A 25,283-nucleotide genomic window follows, 5' to 3' on the forward strand; every position below is an offset into this window, starting at 1 on the left:
TGAGAACATCAAATAAGACGAATCACAATGGAATACAATTCAAAAGGTGTTTTGAATTCTTTCTTTCGAACACTTAACCTGTTACTTACACCTAAAAGAGAATGGGAACGAATTGCTCTCGAAAGCAATACCACCAAAGAATTATTTAGAAGTTTTGCTTTCCCTCTTATCGCTTTCTGCGCCATAATAGCCGCTAGCGGAACCTACATTTACAGCAAAGAATTATGGGTAGCAGTTGTTAAATTATTTGTTGATTTTATGGCCTTAAATCTGGGTCTGTATTGTGCTGCAAAGTTAACAATACTGATATCACCCAATTTCCAGCTTGTAATTAAATCCGAACTTGTTTTCAAACTTGTAATTTACAGCGCATCCGCATTTTGTATCTTTCATGGTCTTGCACAATTATTCAGTCCTTTTTCTTTTCTAAACCAGATATGTTTACTTTTTGAGATGTATTTCATTCGGATTTTATGGTTGGGCACTTTATCAATTCTTTCCATTGCAAATAACAAGCGACCAGGTTTTGTTGTAATGGCTAGTTTATTAATTCTTGTGCTTCCATTACTATTTGAAAGATTGTTTTCGATTTTGTTCAGGTTTCCATTAACAATTTAAATACTAAATTTGCATGGAATTTAAGACTATAAGATGCAGAATATTAACATCAAAAATAAAAGAGCCAGCTTCGAGTACGAATTTATTGAAAAATTTATAGCAGGAATTCAACTGTTCGGAACCGAAATTAAATCGATACGTGCAGGAAAAGCAAGTTTAGTTGATTCTTACTGCTATTTCACACGCAACGAGCTATATGTTGTTGGAATGCACATTTCAGAATACAAATTTGGCTCCTATTACAACCACGAAGAGAAAAGAGAAAGAAAACTTCTTTTAAACCGTAAGGAACTGAATAAGCTGGACAGAAAAACCAAAGAGTCGGGTTTAACCATTGTTCCCACTCGCATTTTTATTAACGACAAAGGATTTGCAAAGATGGAAATAGCCCTTTGTAGAGGTAAAAAACACTACGACAAAAGAGAAAGTTTAAAGCAAAAAGATCACAAGAGAGAAATCGATCGTATGATGAAGAGATAATTCTAATTCTCTCATTTTTTCAAAAAAAATTCTTCCACAACTATCAAACCAAAGATATTTTCTTCTATATTTGCAGCCCGTTTCTCAGAATTCGGGTTTTTTAGAATTCTATGATTTACCAATATGAAATTAACAAGTTTTCAACAATGTTGATAATTTGTTAATAAACTCTATATATCCCACTTTTACAGACACGCAATTGTTAATAAACTCAAATTCCTGTTTCTGCCGAATGAGATATTAACAGCAAAAACAGGATGAATATTAACAGCACTAAAAAGTTATTAACAATCTAGACCCCGGACATCATTTCAATAATGAAAGGTACTCCCTCCTAAAAATTCTCTCATCAAAGAGGTAGGTGGTATCTCTTCAGCTGAAATTGGCAAGAAATAGCTGAAGAATTTAAGAAGGCGGTTTGCTTCAGAGTACTCGGGCTGATTTGGCTGCACTTCTTTCAGCATTGGCTCGGCAAATCTTTTCAATACACCCAATTCATAGGGCAATGCTGAATTAAACATTACATCAGCCTCTTCCTGATGTGGAAAAATATTTTTCAATTCTCCACGACGAACACTTGGCCATCGGCTAATGGTATCCGAAGCACTATAACTACGATATTTGTAATCACGAACAATCCTTCTGATTAGTCGATTATCAGTAGAAGGAATTCTGTTATGCCCATCAATGGATATTGAGGTAAGTGCAGAAATGTAGATTCTGTATTTTACCTCATCAGCAATCAATGGAGTAAGACCTGGATTTAAGGCATGAATACCTTCAACTACCAAGACTTGTTTGTCGGTGATTTTAAGTTTTTCCCCATCAAAGTATCTCTGACCCGTTTCGAAGGAGAATTTTGGCAGCTCCACCTCTTTTCCGTCCATTAAATCAATCAGATTTTGATTAAACAACTGAACATCCAAAGCCTCCAAAACCTCAAAATCGTAATCTCCATTCTCATCTCTTGGAGTAAGCTCCCTGTTCACAAAATAGTTGTCCATAGATAGGTTCACCGGGCTCAAACCTGCAACTTTCAACTGGATCGCCAATCGTTTGCCAAAAGTTGTTTTTCCAGATGATGACGGACCAGATATTAAGATCAACTTGATCCTTTTTCGATATTTTCGAATTCTATCAGCAATCTGAGAGATTTTCTTTTCATGAAGCGCCTCTGAAATCTTAATCAATTCCGAAATATTATCTTCTGCAACATGTCGATTTAAATCTCCCACGTTAGAAATATTTAAAACCTTGCCCCATCGCTTGTACTCACTAAATACTTTCAACATTTTTTCCTGCTCGATTCGTTTCTCCACAACAGAAGGCTCCTGTCGTTTGGGACTCATCAAAAGCATTCCACGATAGAAGTGTTGCAAATCGAAAACTTTTAAAACACCGGTAGATGGAACCAGAAATCCATAAAAATAGTCTGCACAGTTACTTAAATGATATACCGAAGTATACAAATTACCTCTCGTCCTAAACAAGCCCGTTTTCTCTTTCAGCCCTTGATTTTCAAAAATCTCAATAGCTTTCTCAGTTTCTAGTTCTTCACGGATAAAAGGCATATCGGCGGCAATAATTTCATTCATTCTCTCTTTTATCACCTCTATATCCCTTGGCGTAAGGATGATGTTTTTATCCGTTAACCTAAAATATAAGCCGTTGGATATGGAATGCTCCAATCTAAAACCTGTTCCAGGATATAAATCTTTTACCGCCTTGAACAACACAAAGCACAAAGAACGTATGTACATTCTTCGTCCTGCCGGATGAGTAAGGTCAACAAATCGAATATTTTTTGGCTTATATATTTCGTAGGTAAGTTCTTTTACCTTATTATTTACCATTGCACCCAACACGGGACCTTTCAATTTTATATCAACATCCGATAAGATAGTTTGCAAATCGGTACCAACGGCATATGATCTTTTTTCTTGAATATCTTCAAAGTAAATATCTATTAATTTCCCCATGAACTGTATTTTGTATAACTCTCCCATGAATTCGAAACAGCTAGATAAAGATAATAATTATGCTACATCAGGCATCTTTGGAAGTGCTAAATTTTATTATCTGGCAAATTAAATTTCAAGATTTTAGTTTGTACTGGCGTGCAAAAAAAATCTCCTTTCGGAGATTTGATATTCTATTTTAACTCTTCTTTTAAAAATCTGGCAGTAAAGGATTCTTTGCACTTAACCAAATCCTCAGGCGTTCCTTCAAACAAAATCTCACCTCCATTTCGTCCACCTTCTTTCCCAATATCGATTACATGATCGGCAACTTTAATCACATCCATATTGTGCTCTATTACAATCACCGTATTTCCCTTATCAACCAAACGGTTCAAAACATCAAGCAAGACCCTGATATCTTCGAAATGCAAACCTGTTGTCGGTTCATCCAGGATGTACATGGTTTTACCTGTGTCTCTTTTCGAGAGTTCGGTTGCTAATTTTACACGTTGCGATTCTCCTCCCGACAAGGTTGTGGAAGGTTGACCAAGCGTTACATAACCCAATCCTACATCCTGCAAGACCTTTAGCTTGTTGATAATAGCTGGTATGTTTTCAAAGAATTCAACTGCTTGATTAATGGTCATATCCAACACATCACCAATTGATTTTCCTTTATAACGCACCTCTAATGTTTCTCGATTGTAACGCTTGCCATTACATTCTTCGCAATGCACATAAACATCTGGTAAAAAATTCATTTCTATTGCACGAACACCTGCCCCTTGACATGTTTCGCAACGCCCCCCTTTAACATTAAACGAGAATCTACCTGCCTTATAACCTCTTATTTGAGATTCCGGCAATTTCTCATACAACTTTCGAATATCAGCAAAAACATTGGTGTAGGTTACCGGGTTCGATCGTGGTGTTTTACCCAAGGGCGCCTGATTTACCTCGACTACCTTATCAATATTATTAATCCCTTTTACATCTTCGTAAGAAAGAGGATCTTTAAGCGATCGGTAAAAGTGCTGCGACAGTATTGGCTGCAAAGTACCGTTGATCAGGCTTGATTTTCCACTTCCCGACACTCCCGTAACGCAAATTAACTTTCCCAATGGAAAACTTACATCAACATTCTTTAGGTTATTTCCTGTACAACCTTTTAAATCGATGCTTTTCCCCTTGCCTTTTCTTCGGTTCTGAGGCACTTCAATTTTTCGATCACCATTCAGATACTGGGCGGTTAAGCTATTTCCTTTTTCAATTACATCGGGATGACCTGCATCAACAATTTCGCCTCCATGTTTGCCTGCAAAGGGTCCCATATCCACAACATAGTCGGCCGATTTAATCATATCTTTATCATGCTCCACCACAATTACCGAATTACCCGAATCTCGCAATTGCTGCAATGAATGAATTAATCTTTCGTTATCACGCTGATGCAGACCAATACTTGGCTCATCAAGAATATACAGAACATTCACCAACTGAGATCCAATTTGGGTAGCCAATCGAATTCTTTGAGACTCTCCGCCCGAAAGACTTACTGAGCTTCTGTTCAGAGAAAGGTAATCCAATCCAACATCAAGTAGAAAGTCAAGACGAGAACGAATCTCTTTCAGGATTTCTGTTGCAATCTTCATTTGCCTCTCATTCAAATGCTGCTCTACATCTTTAAACCATTCTCCCAGCAATCCAAGATCCATTTCTGCCAATTCGGCTATATTTTTATCATGAATTCGAAAGTGAAGCACTTCTTTCTTAAGTCGCTTCCCCTCACAAGTCGAACAAACATCCGTTTTCACGAATTGATCTGCCCATTTTTTTGCTCTCTTTGAAGAGTTGTTACTTTCCTGATTGCTAATATATTTTAGAACTCCATCAAAACTCAAAAAATAATTGGATGAAACTCCCAAAGGAGTATTTTCCAGTTTAAAGGTTTCGCTGGAACCATCAAGAATGATACTTAATGCTTCCTCGGGAATATCTTTTATTGGCGTGTTCATATGGAAATCATACTTTCGGCCAATGGCCTCCAACTGCCAAAATATCAAGCTATTTTTATATTTCCCTAAAGGCACGATTCCACCTTCGCGAATATTTAATCTCTGATCCGGAATAATTTTGTCCAAATCAATGGTACTAACTCGTCCCAAGCCTTTACATTTCGGACAAGCTCCATGAGGTGAGTTAAACGAAAAACTATGCGGTGCAGGCGTATTATAGGAAATCCCTGTACTTGGACACATCAACAAACGGCTGTAGTACTTTACCTCATCGGTATCCTTATCTAAAATCATAGTAACTCCTTTACCATGTTTCATAGCGGTTTGCACCGATTCTTTCAACCTTTTGTCCCCAACCTCTTCAACAAGTAGCTTGTCAACTAGTATTTCAATATCGTGATTTTTATAACGATCTACTCTAAAACCATGAAACAACTCCACAATTTCCCCATCAACCCTTGCATAAAGAAAACCCTTTCGTCGAATCTGCTCAAACAGCTCTTTATAATGTCCCTTTCGACCTTTCACAATTGGTGCAAGAATGTAAATTCTTTTCTCACTGAATTTTTCATGAATCAAGTCGATGATTTGCTCATCGGTATACTTCACCATTTTCTCGCCTGTCTCGTACGAATAGGCAACACCAGCCCTGGCAAATAGCAAACGCAGAAAATCGTACAATTCGGTAATGGTCCCTACTGTTGATCGCGGATTTTTATTGGTGGTTTTCTGCTCAATGGAAATCACCGGACTCAATCCGGTAATCTTATCCACATCCGGGCGCTCCATGCCCCCAAGAAATTGTCGGGCATAAGCAGAAAAGGTTTCGATATACCTACGCTGTCCTTCGGCATAAATGGTATCAAAAGCCAAAGAAGACTTCCCACTGCCACTTAAACCAGTAATCACCGAAAGTTGGTTACGAGGTATACTTACATCAATATTTTTCAGGTTGTGAACCCTTGCTCCAAACACATTAACGCTACCCGTTTCGAGCCTTTCTTCAACATTTACTTCTTTCTTATTTTTGGAACTCAAATCTATATCTCCTTTTGCAAATCCAACAATCTATTTCACTGACACAGAATCGTCAGGGTTTTTATAATCAGAAAATGCAAAATTAATATATCCTTTGGCAGGAAGTGTAATTTCGTACTCTTTTTTATTTTTATTTGTTAGATATGCTTTTCGCAACCAAGGGTTAAAATACTTTAGAATCTTGTAGTTTACTTCATTTTCTTTAGCAAAGACAGCAAAATCCTTTACGGAAGATTTTAAGGTAATTTTTCTGGTAGGGATTTTAGGATACAAATCAGATTTTCGAAACTTAAATCCATATTCTGCCGGATCCTCCATGATCATTTTAATGGCTAAAATTCTAAAAACATACCTTCCGGTTTCTTCACCTAAAAGAAGGTCGTAGTAATTTCCTGCATCCTGACGTTTCAGTTGTTTATCAACAAAGCGGCGCCCTGCATTATAAGATGCAGCCACCAAGGTCCAGCTGCCATACTTTTTGTACGAATCTTTGAGGTATTCGCAAGCAGCCATTGTGGCCTTTTCAATATTGTATCTTTCATCAACTTCGGAAGACACTTCCAAACCATAATCCTTTGCTGTTCCACTCATAAATTGCCAAACACCAACAGCACCTGCCGGCGATTTAATGGTTGGTACAAATCCACTTTCAATTAAAGCCAAATATTTGAAATCATCAGGTACATCCTGCTTTTTTAGTATGGGTTCAATAATTGGAAAATATCGATTCGATCGTTTTAAAAACAACAATGTTTGAGATTGCCAATATGTATTTACCAACAATTCTCTATCCAGAGATTCTTTCACATCCCATCGGTTTAAAGGAACTGCTTCATCTCCAAAAAACAATTGTTCAGGTGTTTTTAATGCATAAACATTATAGCGACTCATGTACTCACTATTTTCAGGCTCCTTATTTTGATCGGTAACTTTTGAATAATTAAACAACTGGGCAGTAAAATATACTGCAAGTACAACAACAATTAATGCAATTAAATTTTTAAACGGTCGATATATATTCACGGTTATTGATTTTTAAGAATGTAAAATATTCTACTCTTTCTTTTGATAAAAAGTTCTCTTTTAACAAATCTTTATACCAATACAAATCAACTGTTCGTCAAGTAGGATCTAGAAAACTCTTATTTTTTTAAAATTAAGCCTTTACATACTCAGCAGAAGGTTGTAAATTGAGACAACAAAATGGAAGATATTACGTTGATTAAAGTAATTTTGGGCTCTTAATCAACACCCAGTTGAATATCACCATTTATGACCTAACCAGTCGCATAATTTTTAATCGCATGAAAAACCACACACTGTTGATATTACTATTGGGTGTATACCTGATCTACGCCTGCGACCGTGAGACTAATGCGATTTTTCCTACAGAAATTACTCAACACTCCCAAGTTTCCGATTCTATTTTCGAAATCTTGTTAAACGATGCAAAATTGATTTGCTTGGACTATTATACCAACGAAGAAATGGAAGAGATCGAAGAAATTGAGTTTGAGGAATACCATTACGCCCAAATTTTAGCTGCTCTTCAGTTTGTCTATATCGATTCCTTATCCTCTGCGGCTTTAAGTATCAAAAAATATGATGTTCATGCACTCTGCCATGAGCAATTGCACAAATCATACATTACCATTGATACTACCAACCAGAACATTCAATCGTGGAAGCAATATGGTTTTTCAGATAATTTAAACCTTGATTTATTAATTGACGAATATGATTTGCAACTTGATTCTCTCGAAAAAGATTTGTATGAAGTATATTCTCCCGTTGGCATCAACCAAGAAGTACTGTCACTGAAACTAAAACAATTCCCATTTATTTATGAAGCTCAATCTGCAAATTGCATTGGCGATGGTTCGCATATCGAACTGGCATATTTGAGTCCTGAATTCATTCATTTGATTTACAGCTATGGTTGGGGCGATTGCTTATCGGGATGCATCAACAGGCATTATTGGGAGTTTGGTATTTATGGCTCCGGTGAAATTGAATTGCTTTCAGAATCGGGAAAACAGCTACCGCACAAAAAGGAATCTTCCCAAAAGTAACTTTCATCTGTTTATAATTTTTCCTTTTTCAGATAGATCCCCAAAACCAAAATTCTAAAACAAGTTAAAACCAGACTTACCACAAATTTGGAATGCTGCTTTAAAGAATCTTCAAAATTTTATACTTTCATCTGTTTATAATTTTCTTCCATTGGCAAGAAGCAAACCGCAAGATCAAAATAATCATCTTCGTATGTGCAATAACTATTTTAATCCTGCTCGTTTCATAAGCTTAAAAATCAATAAAAATGAAATACAATTTTGATAAAGTAATAGATCGAAAAAATACCAACTCGGTAAAATACGATCAACTTAAAGAATATTTTGGCAAAGATGAGCTGCTTCCTTTTTGGGTAGCCGACACTGATTTTTGTGTTCCCAAATGCATTTCTGACGCTGTTATCGAAAGAGCGAATCATGCCATTTATGGCTATTCGTTTAGGGGTAAAAGTTGCATTTTGAGTATTAAAAATTGGCTAAGCAGACGCCACAATTGGGAAGTAAAAGAGGAATGGATTTCCTCCAGTCCGGGAGTCGTTACTGCTCTATCGCTACTACTAATGAGCTTAACCGAAAAAGGAGATAAAATTGCGGTTCAACCACCAGTATATCATCCATTCTTTCAGGTAATAAATGATACTGAACGCAGTTTGGTTCGCAATCCATTAATCAGAATTCAAGATTCTTACAAAATGGATTTTAAACACTTGGAACAACTGGCCAAAGAAGGTTTAAAAGCCATTATCATTAGCAATCCTCACAATCCAGTAGGTAGGGTATGGACAAAAGATGAGCTTATTGAACTGGGAGAAATTGCGAAAAAATATGATCTCCTAATTATATCAGACGAAATTCATCAGGATTTAATTTATAAAGATCACAAACACATTGCACTTGCTTCGTTATCGGAGGATTTGGCGCAAAGAAGCATTACCTGCATTGCTCCTTCAAAAACTTTTAATGTAGCTGGTTTAGCTAGTTCGGTAATTATTATCCCCAATCAGGAATTGAAAAAAACATACGAAAAACTACTTTGCGCCATGCATTTGAATTCCGGAAATTTGTTTGGGCACATTGCCATGCAAGCAGGATATGAGCATGGAGCCGACTGGTTGAGTCAACTTATGGATTACCTGCAATCCAATGTTGACTATGTTAGAGATTTCTTTGAGAGTAATATTCCGGAAATTAAATTGGTGGAGCCCGAAGCAACCTACCTTTTATGGCTTGACTGCCGAGAACTAAAAATCAGTTCGGAAAAACTGAATCAGATTTTAGTAGACCAAGCCGGATTGGCACTAAACAAAGGAACAACCTTTGGCGAGGAAGGAGATGGATACATGAGGCTTAACATTGGCTGTACAAAATCCATGTTAACAAAAGGACTAAAGATGTTGTACAACACAATAAATCAAATCAAAAAAAACTGATTCTTAGGGTTACCTTTTCTGTTTTCCCGGAATTAAGGTTTAGAAGATTTAACAGAACCCGAAATCACCCTATCCGAATATCAATCTAAATTGATTTTCTGTAAACAATCAACAAAAGTCTGTTATACACTAAAAGCCCCGGTTAACTACTTACCGGGGTTTTTAAATATCATACAATTGTATTTCAAAAGATCTGGTAAATCAGGTTAATAAAACTGGCATTACTCCTTATTGCCAATCAGGAGTAGCGATTGCAAACCCCGGATACACAAAATTTAAGACACTACGTGCATTACAAACTTTAATTTCGGTGAATTGCTGCAAATTAACCGAACAAACTAGATTGAATTGGGGTATTTACTGCAAAATTGGCCCTGCCAGACTTTTAATGGGGCTTTTTGCAACAAAAAGAAGCGTTTCACAACCTAAAACGGTCTGTTTAAAGCAAAAACCGGCATTGCAACACTTTTAAAGGACATATTCGCGCAAATGCGCCAATTTCTTCTCTTTTTACACCTATTTTTTGTGTCATTATGGTTCATTAAAAGTCTTGCAATGCCGGTTGTGATGACTTTAAAGTGCATTAAATCATTTTTAATGCTGTTTTGCGTACTCATCTTCCATTAAAAAAATAATAGCAGCATTTGTGATAACTTCAACTCAAAATCAGTGCAAACAGAAATGCCGAAGAATACCAACTACAAACCGGGTTTAAATAAAATCACCGGAGTTTCCCCCGGTGATCCATCAGTTTTTCCAGATTTTTACTAACCTAAGCTTCTCCAAGGAACTGCTAGATTTTTAGAAATGGAAAGTAACACTCGCATTCCAAGTTGTTCCGAAACCAAAGTAAACTTTGTTGTCAACATCAATCCCTTCCCAGGTTTCATCTCCGCTTTCAGCATGAATATTTGTATCCGACTCAGAAATATATTCTTCATCTAACAAGTTATTCACATTTACACGGAAGCTTAATCTTTTACCATTTTTAAATGCATGATTGTATGATGCACCCAAATCAACCAAACTATAAGAAGGCAATTCCAGAGCACCCTTGTTGTTCGAATCAGCAAAATCCAAAACATTCAATTCAGCATATAATTTATCTGCATAATTATAACGAGCATCAATTTTTAAACCTTTTGTAAGTTCGTATTGAGCACCTATACTTGCAGTAAGTTGAGCAGCATCACCAACCTTTACATCATCCAAGAATAGAGTTGATCCTCCCGAGATCTCAACTTGGTTTTGATCGTCATCATAAAGATCTGCTTCAACATTTCCATCATAATACCAATCTCCGATTGATAACTGACCATCGATACGCAACTTATACAAGGGGCGAGCTACGAAATCAATCTCAATACCATTGTGAACTTCCTTTACATCTTTAAAGTTTGCGGTATAATCCATTTCATTGATTGTTACACCTTTTGAAATCCAACGGTTATCCCAAGTTGTAGAATACAAGTTTACATTTGCATCGAACCAACGAGAACGGTAACCATATCCCAATTCGAATCCTACAATTTGTTCATTTTCTGCAATATCGTTAAATGTATTGCCATAATTAATGTAAGTAGCATCGAAATTAGGTTGACGAGAATAGAAACCTGCATTCGCAAAAATGTTATGATTTTCGTTGAAATTATAGTTTGCACCAGCTTTCAAGTTTCCACCCCAGAAATCGTTCCAGTCAGTCTTGTAATCATCACCACCAACCAATTCATTCATGAACTCAATTCTGCGAGCAGATTGATTGGAAACTGCACCCTGGAAGAATGATGAAAAGCTATCGCTTTTGTACTCAATTTGGGCAAAAGTACCAACGTAACGTACCAAACCATCGTTGTGATAATTTAATTTCCTGTCATCGCTCATTTTGTTATCCCAGAAGTATGGACTCGCTTCATTTTCCTGAGAAATGAATTCACCAATGGTGTTAGCGTTACGAGAAGTAAAGTAAGCATCAGCACCAAAAAGATCAACAACGGTTCTGTAGTGCATCCCTCTGTAGTTTCTTAAGTCGATACCAAAATCCAAATCAACTTTATCACTAAACTTGTGGTTAAAGTTAGAAAGTAAACCAATCCAGTTGTGAGAGTTCATCGAAGCTCTTTTGATCATACCATCTCTTCTGGTTACAACAGCTCTACCATCAAAATATCCATTGGTTGCAGATCCATCCCAACTTCTGGAAGAGTTGTAAGATCTGATTGCATCAAAATCCCACTGCTCGCCATTAGAAGAACTTGGAGCCAAATCATAGTTACCACGAGGACCTGTTCCTCCACCGCGACCAAAGGAAACGTAAGCAACAGTGTTCAATGCAGACTTTTCAGAAATATTCCAGTCCCAGTTAAAGTTCATTACCGGTTTGTGGTAGAAGTTTCTTCTCATGGTTTCGTAGCCACCTTGATAATACCCCCACTCATCGTTGTACTTTTTACCATGCTCAAGTAAAACAGATAGTTTGTTGGTATAGTTTTGATCGTGCCATTGCGGAGCACCAAACACCATAAAGTTGAATTCGTGCTTTTCGCTTGGTTTATAACCTACTGAAAGAAAGTAGGATTGTCCTTGACCACGAGTTCCGTCATTATATCCGTCACCTTCCCAATGAGAAAGTAACATCGACATTCCCCATCCTTTCTCGTTAACTCCGGTAGAATACGTAGCTGTATATTTTTGGTATCCATCGTTACCAAAAGATGATTTTACAAATCCACCTTCCTCTTTTTGGGTTGCTTTGGTTACAATATTAATAGTACCACCAACCGATGAAATCGCCAATTTAGAAGAACCTAAACCACGTTGAACCTGAACTCCGGAAGCTACATCTTGCATACCAGCCCAGTTCGACCAGTACACCCAACCATTTTCCATGTCGTTAATGGGTTGACCATTGATCATTACTGCTGTGTTTCTTTGGTCGAAACCACGCACATTGATACGTGAATCGCCATAACCACCACCTTGTTTGGTTACATAGATTGAAGGTGTTGAGCGTAAAATTTCAGGAAATTCCTGATTACCCAATTTTTCTTGAATTAGTTTAGATGAAATTGTTGAAACGGCAACCGGAGTTTGACGATCTTTAGCAAAATCGATAAGTCCACTTCCAATAACCACTACATCTTGTAAATGTTTAGAATCAGACTTCAGGCTAATCTCTCCTAAATCATTGGTATTTGAATTAAAAGAAATAACTACCGGTTCAAACCCGATAAATGAAATAACCAATTGACCTGTTGCCGACTCCACAGAAATTTCGAACTTTCCATCAATATCGGTTGTAGTTCCAACTGTTGTTCCCTTAATTACAACATTCGCACCAGGTAAAACTGCATTAGTTTCAGCATCTACAACTGTACCTGTGATTGAACTTTGTGCATAAGCTACATTCGTTAAAAGTGCCAATGCCAATACAAAAAACAATCTTTGTAAATTTTTCATTGAATTTAAATTTTAGAGTAATAATTTAAAGTGATATACAAATTGCACTTTTAGGGCTATAAATTTGGTATCTCATGAAATAGCCTTCTAAAAATGTAAGGCAAGCTTAACATTCTTATATGATGTAATATCTACCTAAAGATTAAGCGAAGTTTATTTTGCGTACGCCAATTTAAACTATGGATTAAATAAAGATTGCTGATTTGTTACGCTGTGGAGAGACATTAGAATTTGCAGTATTTCAGTGATTTACATTAATTTAATGTCGATAACATACTACCTGTAAACCCAAGCTCAAATTTTTGTAACACAGCGCGGAGAAACGAACATGTAGTCACTTTTTAACTACTCGAAATCGCAACTTATCATTTGGTTGAAGCTTGCTTGTACCGCTTTTATTATAAAACGAGTCTTAAGTTTTTAAGAACTTTACCAACTGCATAGCCACATTACTAAAACAAAAAAAGAGGCGCTGTTTCCAACGCCTCTTTAGTATTGTTTTTAAGAGTTATCCTAATTTACTGATTCTATCAAGGCGTACCTTGTCTAGTATTTTAATTTTTCTTCCGTCGATACCAATTACTCCTTCGCTTGCAAATGTTGATAGTGTACGAATGGCATTCGAAGTGGTCATGTTCGATAGATTGGCTATATCTTCTCTCGACAGATACACTTTAATCGTTGCTTTGTCTTCCTCAAATCCATATGTGTCTCGCAGAAATAAGAGAGACTCAGCCAATCTGCCTCGTATGTGTTTTTGCGTTAATGTAATGGTTCTGTTATTCGAAAATCCCAACTCGGTTGATAAGGAACGAATAATACTTAAAGCCAAATCTGCATTCGAACGAAGCAGCTTTAATATTAAATCGTAGCTTACGGTACAGGTAATCGAATCTTCTATTGCAACAGCCGAAGCAATGTTATTTTCTTCGGCAAATAAAGCACGGTATCCTATAAAACCAATTGGCTTTGCCATACGAACAATTTGTTCGCGCCCACCAACACCTTCTTTAAAAATCTTAACTTTCCCTTCCGATAAGCAAATTAACCCAATAGGTTTTTCTCCTTCTTTGTAAATGTATTCTCCTTTCTTAAAATAAGAACATGTCATGTGTGACTTAAGTTCCTCTTTCTCGTTCGGATTAAGAACATTAAATACAGAGCTTGGGTTATTTATAACTTCTCCGCAAATCGCCTCTCTCGACTTTCTTTCATTCTCAATCATTACTATAATCGGATATGGTTTAAAAAAATACTTGCATGTTTTAAAACAGCTCAAAAGTATATAAATGAATTCAAACGCGAAAACGAATAAAGAAAAATATCCTTATTTGGGCGATGTTGAACAGCATGCTTTTTTATTGGTATTTCTCCTCAACTAGCAATGCTTAGCTACCAATGGAATTTTACGACCAAACCCGAAAGCCTTTGATGAAACACGCAATATAGGAGGTGTTTGAAATCTTTTATATTCATTCATATTTACCAAACGAATTGCTTTTTCAACTGTTTTCTTCTCGAAACCGTCTGCAATAATTTCTTCAGAAGACATATTTTTTTCTATATATCGATACAAAATTGCATCTAATACATCATAATCAGGTAATGAATCCGAATCTTTCTGATCGGGGCGCAATTCTGCCGAAGGCGGTTTAACAATTGTATTTTTAGGAATCAGTTCAGCATCTTTGTTCATGAACCAAGCCATCTTAAATACATCGGTTTTGTATACATCACCCAACACCGATAATCCACCATTCATATCGCCATATAAGGTGCCATAACCCACAGCAGCCTCACTTTTGTTTGAGGTATTTAGGAGTATGTGTCCATATTTATTTGATAATCCCATCACCAGTGTCCCGCGAATACGGGCTTGTATATTCTCCTCGGCTACATTAAAAGGCAAATCGCCAAAAATGGGTCGAAGAGCATTTTGAAATTCCGAAAATACCTCCTGAATATTTACGATTTCATATTCAATACCTAAATTTTTGGCCAAATCAACCGCATCTTTAATCGAATGATCCGACGAAAATTCGGATGGCATTAGCAGTACGCGAACATTTTCTTTTCCTAAAGCTCGCACCGCCAAAACAACGGTAACTGCCGAATCGATACCTCCCGAAAGCCCAAGAGTTGCTTGTTTAAAGCCCATTTTGCCAAAATAGTCTTTCAAGCCAAGTACCAATGCATCATGAATTTTCTCGATATAGTCAACCTCAACATTTTCTATGGCCTTGTTTTCTATCTCATTCAGATCAATCACTTGGTAATCTTCCTCGAAATATTTTAAACGACATGCAACATCACCTTTTGCGTTCAAAACCATTGAATCTCCATCAAAAATCAATTCGGTATGAGCTCCAATTTGGTTTACATATACAATAGGTAGTCCGTATCGTTCGCATGTCGATTTTAAGATATTGGTTCTGTAATCTTGCTGGTTGTACGAAAATGGCGAAGCAGCTATATTTACAACAAAATCAGGATTCAACCGATTTAGTTTTTCCATCGGAGAGATGGTATACAGCTCCGATTTGGCAAAATTGTTATCGGTAGGATGCTTTTCCCATAAATCTTCGCAAACCGTAATGGCAATTTTTTTCCCTTTATATTCTACCAACGAAAATTCGGTGTTGGGCTCAAAATAGCGGTACTCATCAAATATGTCGTAATTAGGCAAAAGTGTTTTATTGTGAATGCTTTCTACTTTTCCATTTACAATAAAGAATGCCGAGTTGTATAAATTTTTCCCTTTTGTGTTTGGATTAATTAAAGGACCGCCCACAACGACTGCCATACCAGTACACGATTCAGCCACCTTTTGCAAAGCAAATTGAGTTCTTTCAATAAAATCTTTTCTTTCTAATAAGTCTTTGGGAGGATATCCACAGATTGCTAACTCTGAAAATACTACCAAATCCACATTTTCTTTTTTTGATTTTTCTATCGCAGAAATAATCTTCTCGGTGTTGCTATCGAAATTACCAATATGATAGTTTAACTGGGCTAATGCTATTTTCATTCTTTTTTAATAAAGGAGATATCAGAATCCTGATTTTAGATCTATACTGAAATCTATGTTATTTATTCGAACTAAAAATGAAATGTAGATCACGAAATTAACAGGTTTCCTTTAGTTTTTTTATACGAAAAACTCAAATTGTTTCTAAGTTCGAATCTCACATCTCAAAATGCTATTATGTACCGGGCAAATTTAGTTATAAAAAGGGAATGATTCTCTGCAAAACTAAGATATCAATATCTTAAAATTGAAGAAATCTTTTCCTTTAAATTATGCTTTCTTTATTTTTGGGCATCATATCAAGAAATTGCTCACTAAATCCCTTAACTTGCTAAATAATATGAAGTATATACACAGAATATCCACAATAATCATTTGTGTAATTGTTTTCTTCTCCTGTAATTCAAGAAAATCACCAGATGTATCTCATATTTCTGTTGATCTAAGCATTAAAAGGTTTGATAAAGACTTGTTTCTGCTAAAAGAAACACAGAGTTTTAGTCAGTTTAAACAGAAATACTCAGATTTTCTGCCACTTTTTAGCTACAAAGTGGTGGGGTTGGGAAATCCGGATGACCCAAATTATATGGAATATCTGAATCAATTTTTGAATGACTCGACCATGAACAAGCTAGCCAATAAAGTTGCAGAAGTCTTCCCTAACTTATCGGATGAGGAAGAAGAGCTGAAGCTGTCTTTCAAATATTTAAAATACTATTTCCCGGAACGAAAAGTGCCTGATGTTTATGCGCAGATTTCAGGATTCAACCAATCCGTGGTGGTTGCCCAGGATTTAATCGGAATCAGTTTAGATAAATATTTAGGAAAAGATTGTGAGTTTTATTCACTTTTGGCAACTCCCATATATGCACGAAAGAATATGATTCCGGAGCGTGTATCGCAAGATGTTATTTTGGCTTATGGATTAACCGAGTTTCCATTCACACCAAAAACCGATGATTTAATCAGTAATATGATTTACCAGGGGAAAATTAGATATTTCCTGATGCAGCTAATGCCTAAGAAATCGGAAGCTGATGCCATGAAATATACCAATGAACAGGATGAATGGTGCAGAGATAATGAAGAATTAATATGGGGATATATTATTGAGCAAAAGCACTTATTCAGTACGCAATACCGAACAATTATAAAGTATATCAACGATGGGCCTTTTACTCCCGGAATGCCTCAGGAATCTCCTTCCAGAACCGGAATTTGGATTGGATTACAAATTGTAAAAGAGTTTATGGATAAAAATGAGAAGTATACCTTAAATGATTTAATGAAGGAAAATGATTACCAGATGATTTTGCGTTCATCTTTATATCAGCCGGAATAATAATCTTTTGAGATGAACCAGGATGATTAAAATAATTACTAATAGATGAAATTAGCAGTTGTTCAGTTCGCACCAGTATTTGGTGATCTTCAATCAATCATTAAAAAATTGGAAACTCTGCTTGATGAAGCAAAACATGCCGATATATTAGTTTTACCAGAGTTGGCAAATACGGGTTATAAGTTCGACTCAAAAACAGAAGCCTTCGATTTAACCGAAAACATCGAAAGTAGCGTATTCATAGAGTTTTTGAAAAATAAGTGTGTAAAATACGATTTTGCGGTGGCAACAGGTTTTGCCGAGAAAGAAGGCGATAAATTATATAATTCTTCCATATTTCTTGATAAAACTGGTGTTAAAGCGGTGTATCGAAAACTGCACTTGTTTATGAATGAGAAGAGCATTTTTGAGCCAGGAAATCTTGATTTATCCGTATTTGAGTACCAAGAAACGAAATTGGGAATGTTGGTTTGTTTCGACTGGATGTTTCCGGAAGCATGGAGAAAGCTGGCCTTGCAGGGAGCTGAATTAATATTACATCCTTCAAACTTGGTTTTGCCCTATGCTCAATCGGTGATCCCATCCTATTCTCTTGTTAACAGAGTCTTTATCGCTACAGCAAATCGAATAGGAACAGAGAAGGAATTGAGTTTTACAGGACAATCAATTATTACAAACACCAAAGGGGAAGTATTGGCTAAGGCAGGAAAAAAAGAAGAAATATTAATGGTGGAATTTGATCCTAAATTGGCACAAAACAAAATGATAACGCCTCTAAACAATGCATTTGAGGACAGGAGAACAGATATTTACGAATAATACAAAACTATGAACACAACAAAGATTGACGATCAGAAAAGAAAAATCCGGAAAGAAATGAAACTGCTTAAGCTGGATTACTCTTTGCAACAGCGCAAGGAGATGTCTGTTCCAATACTCAAAAAACTGGAAGAATTGCCTGAATTTAAAGAAGCCAAAACGGTAATGCTATATTGGTCGATGAATGATGAGGTGTTCTCGCATGATTTTGTTTGTAAATGGGCAATGAAAAAGAAGGTTATCCTTCCATGTGTTAAAGGCAAAACTTTGGATCTTAAAGTTTTTAAAGGAGTTGAACACTTGGTGGAAGGCGAAAATTATGGGATTCCAGAACCTGAAGGACCCGTTTTTATGGCTGAAGATGAGATTGATTTGATTTTAATACCAGGAGTGGCTTTCGACAGAGAAAACAACCGCATGGGCAGAGGAAAAGCATATTACGACGGGCTATTAAAATCCTTAAGTGCTTTTAAAGTGGGTATTTGCTTTGATTTTCAGGTAATGAACCGTGTTCCAATTGATGAGCATGATATTAAAATGAATCATGTGATTTATTGAGACAAAAAAAAGCCAATGATCTGATCACTGGCTTTTTTAAATATTGGTTGTTTGCGATTATTCAGCGTGAATAGCTTCTACTGGACAAGCGTCAACACAAGTACCACAATCAGTACAAAGATCTGCGTCGATTACATAGCGCTCATCACCCATAGAGATAGCTTCAACAGGACATTCTCCTTCACAAGAACCGCATGAAATACAATCGTCGTTAATTACGTAAGCCATTTTATTTAATTTTTAGTGTTAATACTAATGCAAATGTAATATCATATTTTAAATGGAGAAACAATTTTTTTAGGAAATATTTTATTTTGAAAGAGATTAAATAATGAACAATAACAAAATAAGAATTTTAAATATCAGGAATAAAGATAATTGAATCTTTTATTTGTACAGCAAAATCAAAATAATACGCTATTTGGTCTCTGCAAGAAGTTATCCCTACTCATTAGTACTTGATAAAGTTGTTTGAAGAACAAGGCACTTGCAGAAGATTACTTGCAAACACTACTTATTTAAATACGAGATTGCCATCCAAGCCATTACACTCATCGCAGTTTTTAAGGCTTTTTCGTTTGCTTCAAAGTTTGATGTATGCAAGGAACCTGTTTTTTCAGATTGCACTCCAAATCGATAAAAGGTGACTGGATATTTTTGCGAGTAAAAACCAAAGTCTTCAGTTGTCATTCTAAGATCCATGTTCACAACACGATCTTCTCCTAACAATTCAACCGCATCAGTCTTTGCCTGATCGGTATATTTTTCATGGTTTACCAAAAAAGGATAACCATGGCGAATATCAACTTCACATTCGGCTCCCATTCCTTTTGCTGTAGATTGGGCAATATCTGTAATAAGTTGCTTGGCTTTGTTTCGCCACTCTTCATTCATAGTTCTGAAGGTTCCGGCTATTTTTACTTCTTCGGGAATGATATTGGTTGCTCCATTGGCTTCGATCTTACCAAAAGATAAAACCGTTGGAATTCTGGCATCACAATGTCTGCTAACAATCTGCTGCAAAGCCACAATAATGTGAGAGGCAATTAATACATTGTCGGAGCAACGATGAGGCATGGCTGCATGTCCACCTTTGCCTTTAATGGTTAAATAAATTTCATCGCCAGATGCCATATACATGCCAGGTCTGAAACCAACTGTTCCGACTGGCATGTCAGGCAAAACGTGAGCCCCAAGAATCCATTCCGGCTCAGGCATTAAAGCTCCTTCTTCCATCATTAACCTGGCTCCTCCGGGTAATAATTCTTCGCCTGGTTGGAAGATCAGGAGAATGGTTCCTTCCCATTCTGATTTAAACTGGTTTAATATTTTAGCGGCACCCAATAAACTCGCCATGTGCATGTCGTGACCACAGGCATGCATTACTCCTTTGCGGGTGGAACAGTGCTTGTTTTCGAGATTTTCAGTAATTGGTAATGCATCCATATCAGCACGCAAAGCAATTGCCTTTTTCGAAGGGTTTTTCCCTTCAATCTTTCCTACAATACCTGTTTTTACATGTCCGCTTGTAAATTTAATTCCGTACTCATTTAGCTTTGATTGAATGAATTTTGAAGTTTCAAATTCTTCAAATGATAATTCCGGATTTTGATGCAAGTGGGCACGAATTTCAATAATTTCGCATTCTATTGAATGGGCAAAGTCTCTGATTTGGTTTCTTAAATTGGTCATAGTTAAGATTCGTAATTTTGGTTTATACCAAGAATAAATCATATTTCATTCCTACAAAGCTAATAATACTTGAAGGATTTGGCCTATTATCCACAAAAACAGATATGCCTCTATAATATACAAGCTGGTATAAAAGGATTAACAAGTGTTTAACTAAATTGAGCACCCTAATCCTGAAAAAATGCTTATTTTTGTTTGTTATTTGATTTTTTCAGAATTAAAATAAACTCTTTAAATACTTTTTCGTAATAAACAAAGGTTAATATTTAAATATTAGTAAGTTATGAATAGAAAATTAATTCTATTGTTGGCAGTTGTATTCTGTGGAAGTGTTTTTGTTGCTAATGCCCAAAATACTAAGCCAGTTATGAAATACGATACCAAGATCCATGATTTTGGTACGTTTAAAGAAGAATTAGGAAAGCAAGTTTACTCTTTTGAATTTGTAAATGAAGGGAAACAGCCTATCATTATTAAACAGGTTCGTTCTTCATGTGGTTGTACGGCACCTACTTGGAGCAAGAAGCCTATTGCGCCAGGTGAGAATGGATTTATTAAGGCAACTTTTGATCCTAAAAATAGGCCGGGACCGTTTAATAAATCAATTACAGTAATTTCAAATGCAACTCCTTCCATAACTATTCTTAGAATAAAAGGAAAAGTAATAGCAAGAGAAAAAACCATTGCCGAAATCTATCCTAGAATGATAAATGGTTTACGCTTAAAAAACAATCATTTGTCGCTTACAAAAGTAAAAAATACGGAGACAAAAGAAGGTGCTGTTGAAGTATATAATGATAGCGATGAGGATGTAAGTATAGCATTCAAGAGAATGCCCGCTCATTTGCAAATAAAAATGGTTCCTGAAAAGTTAGCACCAAAACAAAAAGGAAAGATTGTTGCTTTATATGATGGAACTAAGAAAAATGATTGGGGTTTTGTTGTGGACTACTTGGATATTTTGGTGAATCAAAAACACAAACCGGGTCAGCGATTAACTGTAAGTGCAAATATTATTGAAGATTTTTCTTCGATGTCACAAACGGAATTAGCCGTTTGTCCAAAAGTTGAATTTACAAATAAAGTATTTGATTTTGGAGAATTGACTCAAGGTCAGAATGCCGAGTATGTTTTTAAAATGAAGAATGAAGGAAAATCAGATTTGATTATTCGTAAGACAAAAGCTTCTTGTGGATGTACAGCAATTGTTCCAAGTACAAAAATTGTTAAAGCCGGAGAGCAAACCGAAATTAAAGTAGTTTTCAAATCAAGAGGGAAAAGAGGTCGTCAGAACAAATTGATTACCGTTATAACAAATGATCCTGTACATTCAGCAGTTCAACTTCGAGTGCGTGGCAATGTGATCATGCCGAAAAGTTAATCAGAGATTATTCCAGCAGTAGAGACGCCCAAATTGGGCGTCTTTAGAATATCCTCATCAAATTGGGCGTCTTAACAATATCCCCATCTAAATTCGGCGTTCTTGAAAGACACCTATCCTGCAATACCAATAATAAAAGTCTTCATAGTGTTCTCAAACTTGCTAAAGATGCGTTCGGCTGTTGTTTAAAAAGTATCGCCGTAGCTAGAGCTATGCCACTAATTTCCGTTTCGATTCAACTCAAAATTCTCAAAACAATTTATAAGTCATTTCAGCATAAAACTGGTATTAAATGAATCTGTAAATTAAGTCTTCAGAATGCAGGAAAGCTTTTTTTGTGATATTATTAATCAGTATCCGATTGTTTATCGAGTTGTTACTAAGCATATCCACTTTTCTCGATGTTTAGATGTAGCTTCGTTTCTAAATTTATAACTTCGCATTTAGAATAATAAGAGATTAGATCATGACAGATACAAATAATAAGAATAGAAATCACATAGAGAATGATCCATTATATAAAGGTTTGCAGGTGAATTCAGGGATATCCCAACCTCCCTCAATCAATCCTAAAATAGCTGATCGTCTGAAAAAGAACAAGCGTAAAAAATATTCGATTGATGATTACGTAAAGGGAATTTTGGATGGAGATAGAGGAATTTTAAGTCAGGCAATTACTTTAATAGAAAGTTCAAAATTCGAGCATCAAAAAATTGCACAGAAGATTATTGAGAAATGTTTGCCTTATTCAGGAAAATCGGTTCGTATTGGTATTACCGGTGTGCCTGGTGCTGGAAAAAGTACATTTATCGAAGCATTCGGAAAACATGTTACCAGTAAGGGAAGTAAACTTGCTGTTTTGGCTATCGACCCAAGTAGCGAGAGGAGTAAGGGAAGTATTTTAGGAGACAAAACCCGAATGGAAGAGCTATCGGTAGATCAGAATGCTTACATTCGACCTTCTCCTTCGGCAGGATCATTAGGAGGTGTTGCCCGTAAAACTCGAGAAAGCTTGATTCTTTGTGAAGCTGCCGGTTTTGATACCATTTTAATTGAAACCGTTGGGGTTGGACAATCGGAAACTGCAGTGCACTCTATGGTTGATTTTTTTCTGCTAATAAAAATTGCAGGTGCCGGTGATGAGTTGCAAGGAATCAAAAGAGGAATCATGGAAATGGCCGATTTGATTTCCATTAACAAAGCAGATGGTAATAATATTCACAAGGCACAGTTGGCAAGAGTTCAGTTCGAAAATGCTTTGCATCTGTTCCCTCAGTCGCCTTCAGGATGGTCGCCTAAGGTTCTTACTTGTTCGGCAATCAAAAAGACAGGCATAGATGATATTTGGGATACTATTTTAGATTATTGCAGCCATACCCAACAAAATGGTTATTTCGACCAAAGAAGAAGTGAACAATCGAAATATTGGATGTATGAAACCATTAACGAGCAATTGAAAGATGGCTTTTATCAGAAACAATTCATAAAAGAACAGATTCCTGATTTTGAAAATAAAGTTTTAAATGATGAAATGAGTTCTTTTGTTGCGGCTTTTAAATTACTAGACGCTTATTTTCAGGATATAAAAAATAAGTTGTAACATCTCGGTCATTGTTTCGAATACATCTTTTATTTTGGTAGATTTAGGAATTCTTATTTATTAACGTACAAAATACCAAAAGACATGAAAAAGTTATTTGTCGCCTTAGCAGCGATTGGTTTGTTTTTTGCTTCTTGCGAGCAGGAACCAAAATACAAACTAACAGGTAAGATCACCGGACAAGCAGAAGGCAAAGTTTATCTTTCAAAAGTTCAGGACAATGATTTAGTAAAAGTTGATTCTGCTCAATTGCAAGAAGGAGCTTTTGAATTTGCAGGAAGTGTTACATCGCCAGAGTTATTCTTTATTCAACTTGATGGAAAGAAAGAAACAATTCAATTCTTTATTGAAAATTCTAATATTGATATAAAAGCTGATGTTGAAAAATTGCAAGAAGCTGTAATTACGGGTTCTGCCGAGCAAGCCGTATACGATGGCTATGTAAAATCGCAAAAACCTTTTGCCGAGAAGAATAATACATTACGCAGGGAGTTTATGGCTGCCAGAGGTGCTAATGATAAGGCAAAAATGGATTCTATTCGCAGTGCTGCATCAGAGATGCAGGCCGAAGCAGAAGCGGCAATAGATGAATTCTTAACAAGCAATGCAAATTCTATAGCATCAGGATACGTGAAGTATAGAATGACAGGAAATATGAAGCTTGAGAAAATGGAAGAAATGTACAATGCATTACCTGAAAATGTAAAAGCTTCTGTTTATGGCAATTTGATTAAGGATAAGATCGATTTGCAAAAAAGTGTTGCCATTGGTAAACCAGCACCTGACTTTACATTGAATACTCCTGAAGAAACCCCATTTAGTCTTTCATCTTTAAAGGGTAAAGTGGTTGTTATCGATTTTTGGGCTTCATGGTGTGGTCCTTGCAGAGCAGAAAACCCACATATGGTAGAGTTGTATAAAGAAGTGAACGAAAAAGGAGTGGAATTCCTTGGAGTTTCTTTGGATGATAACAAAGACAATTGGCTTAAGGCTATTGAGGCTGATGGTTTGATTTGGAAGCATGTTTCAGATTTGAAAGGCTGGAATTCCAAAGCAAGTAGAATGTACGGGGTTACCGGAATTCCTGCTACAGTTCTTCTTGATCAGAATGGAGTAATTGTAGCCAAAAATTTAAGAAGTGCTGACTTAAAAGTTGAAATTGAGAAGCTATTGCAATAGCAAGCTGAGTTCGATATAAAATTTTGGATAAAGGCTCGATAGTAGATACTGTCGGGCTTTTTGTTTGAACTAAACCGACATTCCTTTTAAAATTTCTAATCAAAATCAGTTCAAAAAATAGCTTTCGGATACAGTTGTTACTTCAGTCTTATTACTTTTTTGCCCAGAGTAACTTCTATTTACATTTTGTTTATTTAAGCAATTTCAGTCCGTATTAATTCTTCTATAAACAGAGAATTCTTAAGCGCAGAATTGCGACAAAAGCCAAAACCATTAGCTACTTTCACAGCTTAATGTTCCATTGAAATCAGCTTTAATAATCATTGTTTCAAACTCAACTTTTAAGCTTATCAATTCAAGTTTTAATATCATCAACTGACTTATCAATGTTATTACTTGTGCTTTTTACGTTAAAAACTGTGCTTTGAACGTAAAATCCTGAGCTTTGGACGTTTTGACCTAAGCTTTTTACATTTAAACCTAAGCTTTGAACGTAAAAACCTGAGCTCTGAACGTTAAAAGCTCACCTTTTAACGAAATACCATGCTTTTCTTAGCTAAAAGGACAGCAAAAAACATCAAAAATTAAGCTTGTAGCATTAAAACCTCAGCTTT

18 protein-coding genes are annotated in these 25,283 nt (G+C 36.1%); 10 read left to right on the top strand and 8 right to left on the bottom strand.

What is annotated here, in order from left to right:
• The first annotated feature begins 27 nt into the window (after positions 1–27).
• Both ACO05S_RS05510 and smpB read left to right on the top strand, forming a co-directional pair.
• On the top strand, positions 28–618 hold the full coding sequence (locus ACO05S_RS05510; protein WP_421920527.1) for a hypothetical protein: 591 nt from the start codon (positions 28–30) through the stop codon (positions 616–618).
• Between the two features lie 33 nt (positions 619–651).
• Positions 652–1,098, top strand: a complete 447-nt coding sequence (smpB, locus tag ACO05S_RS05515) for an SsrA-binding protein (RefSeq protein ID WP_421920528.1) — start codon at positions 652–654, stop codon at positions 1,096–1,098.
• 311 nt (positions 1,099–1,409) lie between these two features.
• Here smpB and ACO05S_RS05520 read toward each other — a convergent pair whose 3' ends face one another.
• The 3 genes from ACO05S_RS05520 to ACO05S_RS05530 form a co-directional block, all read right to left on the bottom strand.
• Complete coding sequence (locus tag ACO05S_RS05520) at positions 1,410–3,077, bottom strand: nucleoside kinase (RefSeq protein ID WP_421920529.1); 1,668 nt, start codon at positions 3,075–3,077, stop codon at positions 1,410–1,412.
• A gap of 173 nt (positions 3,078–3,250) precedes the next feature.
• On the bottom strand, positions 3,251–6,112 hold the full coding sequence (gene uvrA, locus ACO05S_RS05525) for an excinuclease ABC subunit UvrA (protein WP_421920530.1): 2,862 nt from the start codon (positions 6,110–6,112) through the stop codon (positions 3,251–3,253).
• Between the two features lie 30 nt (positions 6,113–6,142).
• A complete protein-coding gene (locus ACO05S_RS05530; protein WP_421920531.1) occupies positions 6,143–7,135 on the bottom strand; it encodes a lytic transglycosylase domain-containing protein in 993 nt (330 codons plus the stop codon).
• A 281-nt stretch (positions 7,136–7,416) separates the two neighbouring features.
• Between ACO05S_RS05530 and ACO05S_RS05535 the strand changes: the two genes are divergently transcribed.
• Positions 7,417–8,184, top strand: coding sequence for a hypothetical protein (locus tag ACO05S_RS05535; protein ID WP_421920532.1), 768 nt, complete (start codon positions 7,417–7,419; stop codon positions 8,182–8,184).
• A 248-nt stretch (positions 8,185–8,432) separates the two neighbouring features.
• The gene (locus ACO05S_RS05540) at positions 8,433–9,614 is read left to right on the top strand and encodes a MalY/PatB family protein (protein WP_421920533.1); all 1,182 of its coding nucleotides are present in this window, start codon (positions 8,433–8,435) and stop codon (positions 9,612–9,614) included.
• 801 nt (positions 9,615–10,415) lie between these two features.
• Here the strand turns inward: ACO05S_RS05540 and ACO05S_RS05545 are convergent.
• From ACO05S_RS05545 to ACO05S_RS05555, 3 genes are all read right to left on the bottom strand, one after another.
• Complete coding sequence (locus tag ACO05S_RS05545) at positions 10,416–13,070, bottom strand: TonB-dependent receptor (RefSeq protein WP_421920534.1); 2,655 nt, start codon at positions 13,068–13,070, stop codon at positions 10,416–10,418.
• A gap of 508 nt (positions 13,071–13,578) precedes the next feature.
• Complete coding sequence (locus ACO05S_RS05550) at positions 13,579–14,295, bottom strand: Crp/Fnr family transcriptional regulator (protein WP_421920535.1); 717 nt, start codon at positions 14,293–14,295, stop codon at positions 13,579–13,581.
• A gap of 153 nt (positions 14,296–14,448) precedes the next feature.
• Entirely contained in the window at positions 14,449–16,098 is a 1,650-nt protein-coding gene (locus tag ACO05S_RS05555; RefSeq protein WP_421920536.1) for an NAD+ synthase, read from the bottom strand.
• A gap of 340 nt (positions 16,099–16,438) precedes the next feature.
• Between ACO05S_RS05555 and gldB the strand changes: the two genes are divergently transcribed.
• From gldB to ACO05S_RS05570, 3 genes are read left to right on the top strand one after another with little or no spacing between them, the layout of a single operon-like run.
• Complete coding sequence (gene gldB, locus ACO05S_RS05560) at positions 16,439–17,440, top strand: gliding motility lipoprotein GldB (RefSeq protein WP_421920537.1); 1,002 nt, start codon at positions 16,439–16,441, stop codon at positions 17,438–17,440.
• Between the two features lie 45 nt (positions 17,441–17,485).
• Positions 17,486–18,259 (top strand): nitrilase-related carbon-nitrogen hydrolase, encoded by a 774-nt coding sequence (locus ACO05S_RS05565; protein ID WP_421920538.1) that lies wholly within the window; start codon positions 17,486–17,488, stop codon positions 18,257–18,259.
• Positions 18,260–18,268: 9 nt separating this feature from the next.
• Positions 18,269–18,817 (top strand): 5-formyltetrahydrofolate cyclo-ligase, encoded by a 549-nt coding sequence (locus ACO05S_RS05570; RefSeq protein WP_421920539.1) that lies wholly within the window; start codon positions 18,269–18,271, stop codon positions 18,815–18,817.
• A gap of 57 nt (positions 18,818–18,874) precedes the next feature.
• Here ACO05S_RS05570 and ACO05S_RS05575 read toward each other — a convergent pair whose 3' ends face one another.
• Both ACO05S_RS05575 and ACO05S_RS05580 read right to left on the bottom strand, forming a co-directional pair.
• Positions 18,875–19,045, bottom strand: a complete 171-nt coding sequence (locus ACO05S_RS05575; protein WP_083464674.1) for a DUF362 domain-containing protein — start codon at positions 19,043–19,045, stop codon at positions 18,875–18,877.
• A 282-nt stretch (positions 19,046–19,327) separates the two neighbouring features.
• Entirely contained in the window at positions 19,328–20,509 is a 1,182-nt protein-coding gene (locus ACO05S_RS05580) for a M20 metallopeptidase family protein (RefSeq protein ID WP_421920540.1), read from the bottom strand.
• Between the two features lie 283 nt (positions 20,510–20,792).
• Here ACO05S_RS05580 and ACO05S_RS05585 point away from each other — a divergent pair, with 283 nt between their 5' ends.
• The 3 genes from ACO05S_RS05585 to ACO05S_RS05595 all read left to right on the top strand — a co-directional run bounded on the left by ACO05S_RS05585 (position 20,793) and on the right by ACO05S_RS05595 (position 24,669).
• Positions 20,793–21,890 carry a DUF1573 domain-containing protein gene (locus tag ACO05S_RS05585; RefSeq protein ID WP_421920541.1) on the top strand — a complete coding sequence of 366 codons (1,098 nt, stop codon included), beginning with the start codon at positions 20,793–20,795 and terminating at the stop codon, positions 21,888–21,890.
• A gap of 466 nt (positions 21,891–22,356) precedes the next feature.
• The gene (gene meaB, locus ACO05S_RS05590; protein ID WP_421920542.1) at positions 22,357–23,490 is read left to right on the top strand and encodes a methylmalonyl Co-A mutase-associated GTPase MeaB; all 1,134 of its coding nucleotides are present in this window, start codon (positions 22,357–22,359) and stop codon (positions 23,488–23,490) included.
• Positions 23,491–23,574: 84 nt separating this feature from the next.
• A complete protein-coding gene (locus tag ACO05S_RS05595) occupies positions 23,575–24,669 on the top strand; it encodes a redoxin domain-containing protein (protein WP_421920543.1) in 1,095 nt (364 codons plus the stop codon).
• Positions 24,670–25,283 lie beyond the last annotated feature (614 nt).

Origin of the sequence: Marinifilum sp. (assembly GCF_965230805.1) — a bacterium.
Taxonomy (GTDB): domain Bacteria; phylum Bacteroidota; class Bacteroidia; order Bacteroidales; family Marinifilaceae; genus Marinifilum.

Coding starts and splice junctions, on each gene's coding strand:
- meaB (WP_421920542.1), top strand. CDS start 22,357: ATGACAGATACAAATAATAAGAATAGAAATCACATAGAGAATGATCCA.
- ACO05S_RS05550 (WP_421920535.1), bottom strand. CDS start 14,295: ATGATTGAGAATGAAAGAAAGTCGAGAGAGGCGATTTGCGGAGAAGTT.
- ACO05S_RS05570 (WP_421920539.1), top strand. CDS start 18,269: ATGAACACAACAAAGATTGACGATCAGAAAAGAAAAATCCGGAAAGAA.
- ACO05S_RS05540 (WP_421920533.1), top strand. CDS start 8,433: ATGAAATACAATTTTGATAAAGTAATAGATCGAAAAAATACCAACTCG.
- ACO05S_RS05555 (WP_421920536.1), bottom strand. CDS start 16,098: ATGAAAATAGCATTAGCCCAGTTAAACTATCATATTGGTAATTTCGAT.
- ACO05S_RS05575 (WP_083464674.1), bottom strand. CDS start 19,045: ATGGCTTACGTAATTAACGACGATTGTATTTCATGCGGTTCTTGTGAA.
- smpB (WP_421920528.1), top strand. CDS start 652: ATGCAGAATATTAACATCAAAAATAAAAGAGCCAGCTTCGAGTACGAA.
- ACO05S_RS05535 (WP_421920532.1), top strand. CDS start 7,417: ATGAAAAACCACACACTGTTGATATTACTATTGGGTGTATACCTGATC.
- gldB (WP_421920537.1), top strand. CDS start 16,439: ATGAAGTATATACACAGAATATCCACAATAATCATTTGTGTAATTGTT.
- ACO05S_RS05520 (WP_421920529.1), bottom strand. CDS start 3,077: ATGGGGAAATTAATAGATATTTACTTTGAAGATATTCAAGAAAAAAGA.
- ACO05S_RS05545 (WP_421920534.1), bottom strand. CDS start 13,070: ATGAAAAATTTACAAAGATTGTTTTTTGTATTGGCATTGGCACTTTTA.
- ACO05S_RS05510 (WP_421920527.1), top strand. CDS start 28: ATGGAATACAATTCAAAAGGTGTTTTGAATTCTTTCTTTCGAACACTT.
- ACO05S_RS05585 (WP_421920541.1), top strand. CDS start 20,793: ATGAATAGAAAATTAATTCTATTGTTGGCAGTTGTATTCTGTGGAAGT.
- ACO05S_RS05595 (WP_421920543.1), top strand. CDS start 23,575: ATGAAAAAGTTATTTGTCGCCTTAGCAGCGATTGGTTTGTTTTTTGCT.
- ACO05S_RS05565 (WP_421920538.1), top strand. CDS start 17,486: ATGAAATTAGCAGTTGTTCAGTTCGCACCAGTATTTGGTGATCTTCAA.
- ACO05S_RS05580 (WP_421920540.1), bottom strand. CDS start 20,509: ATGACCAATTTAAGAAACCAAATCAGAGACTTTGCCCATTCAATAGAA.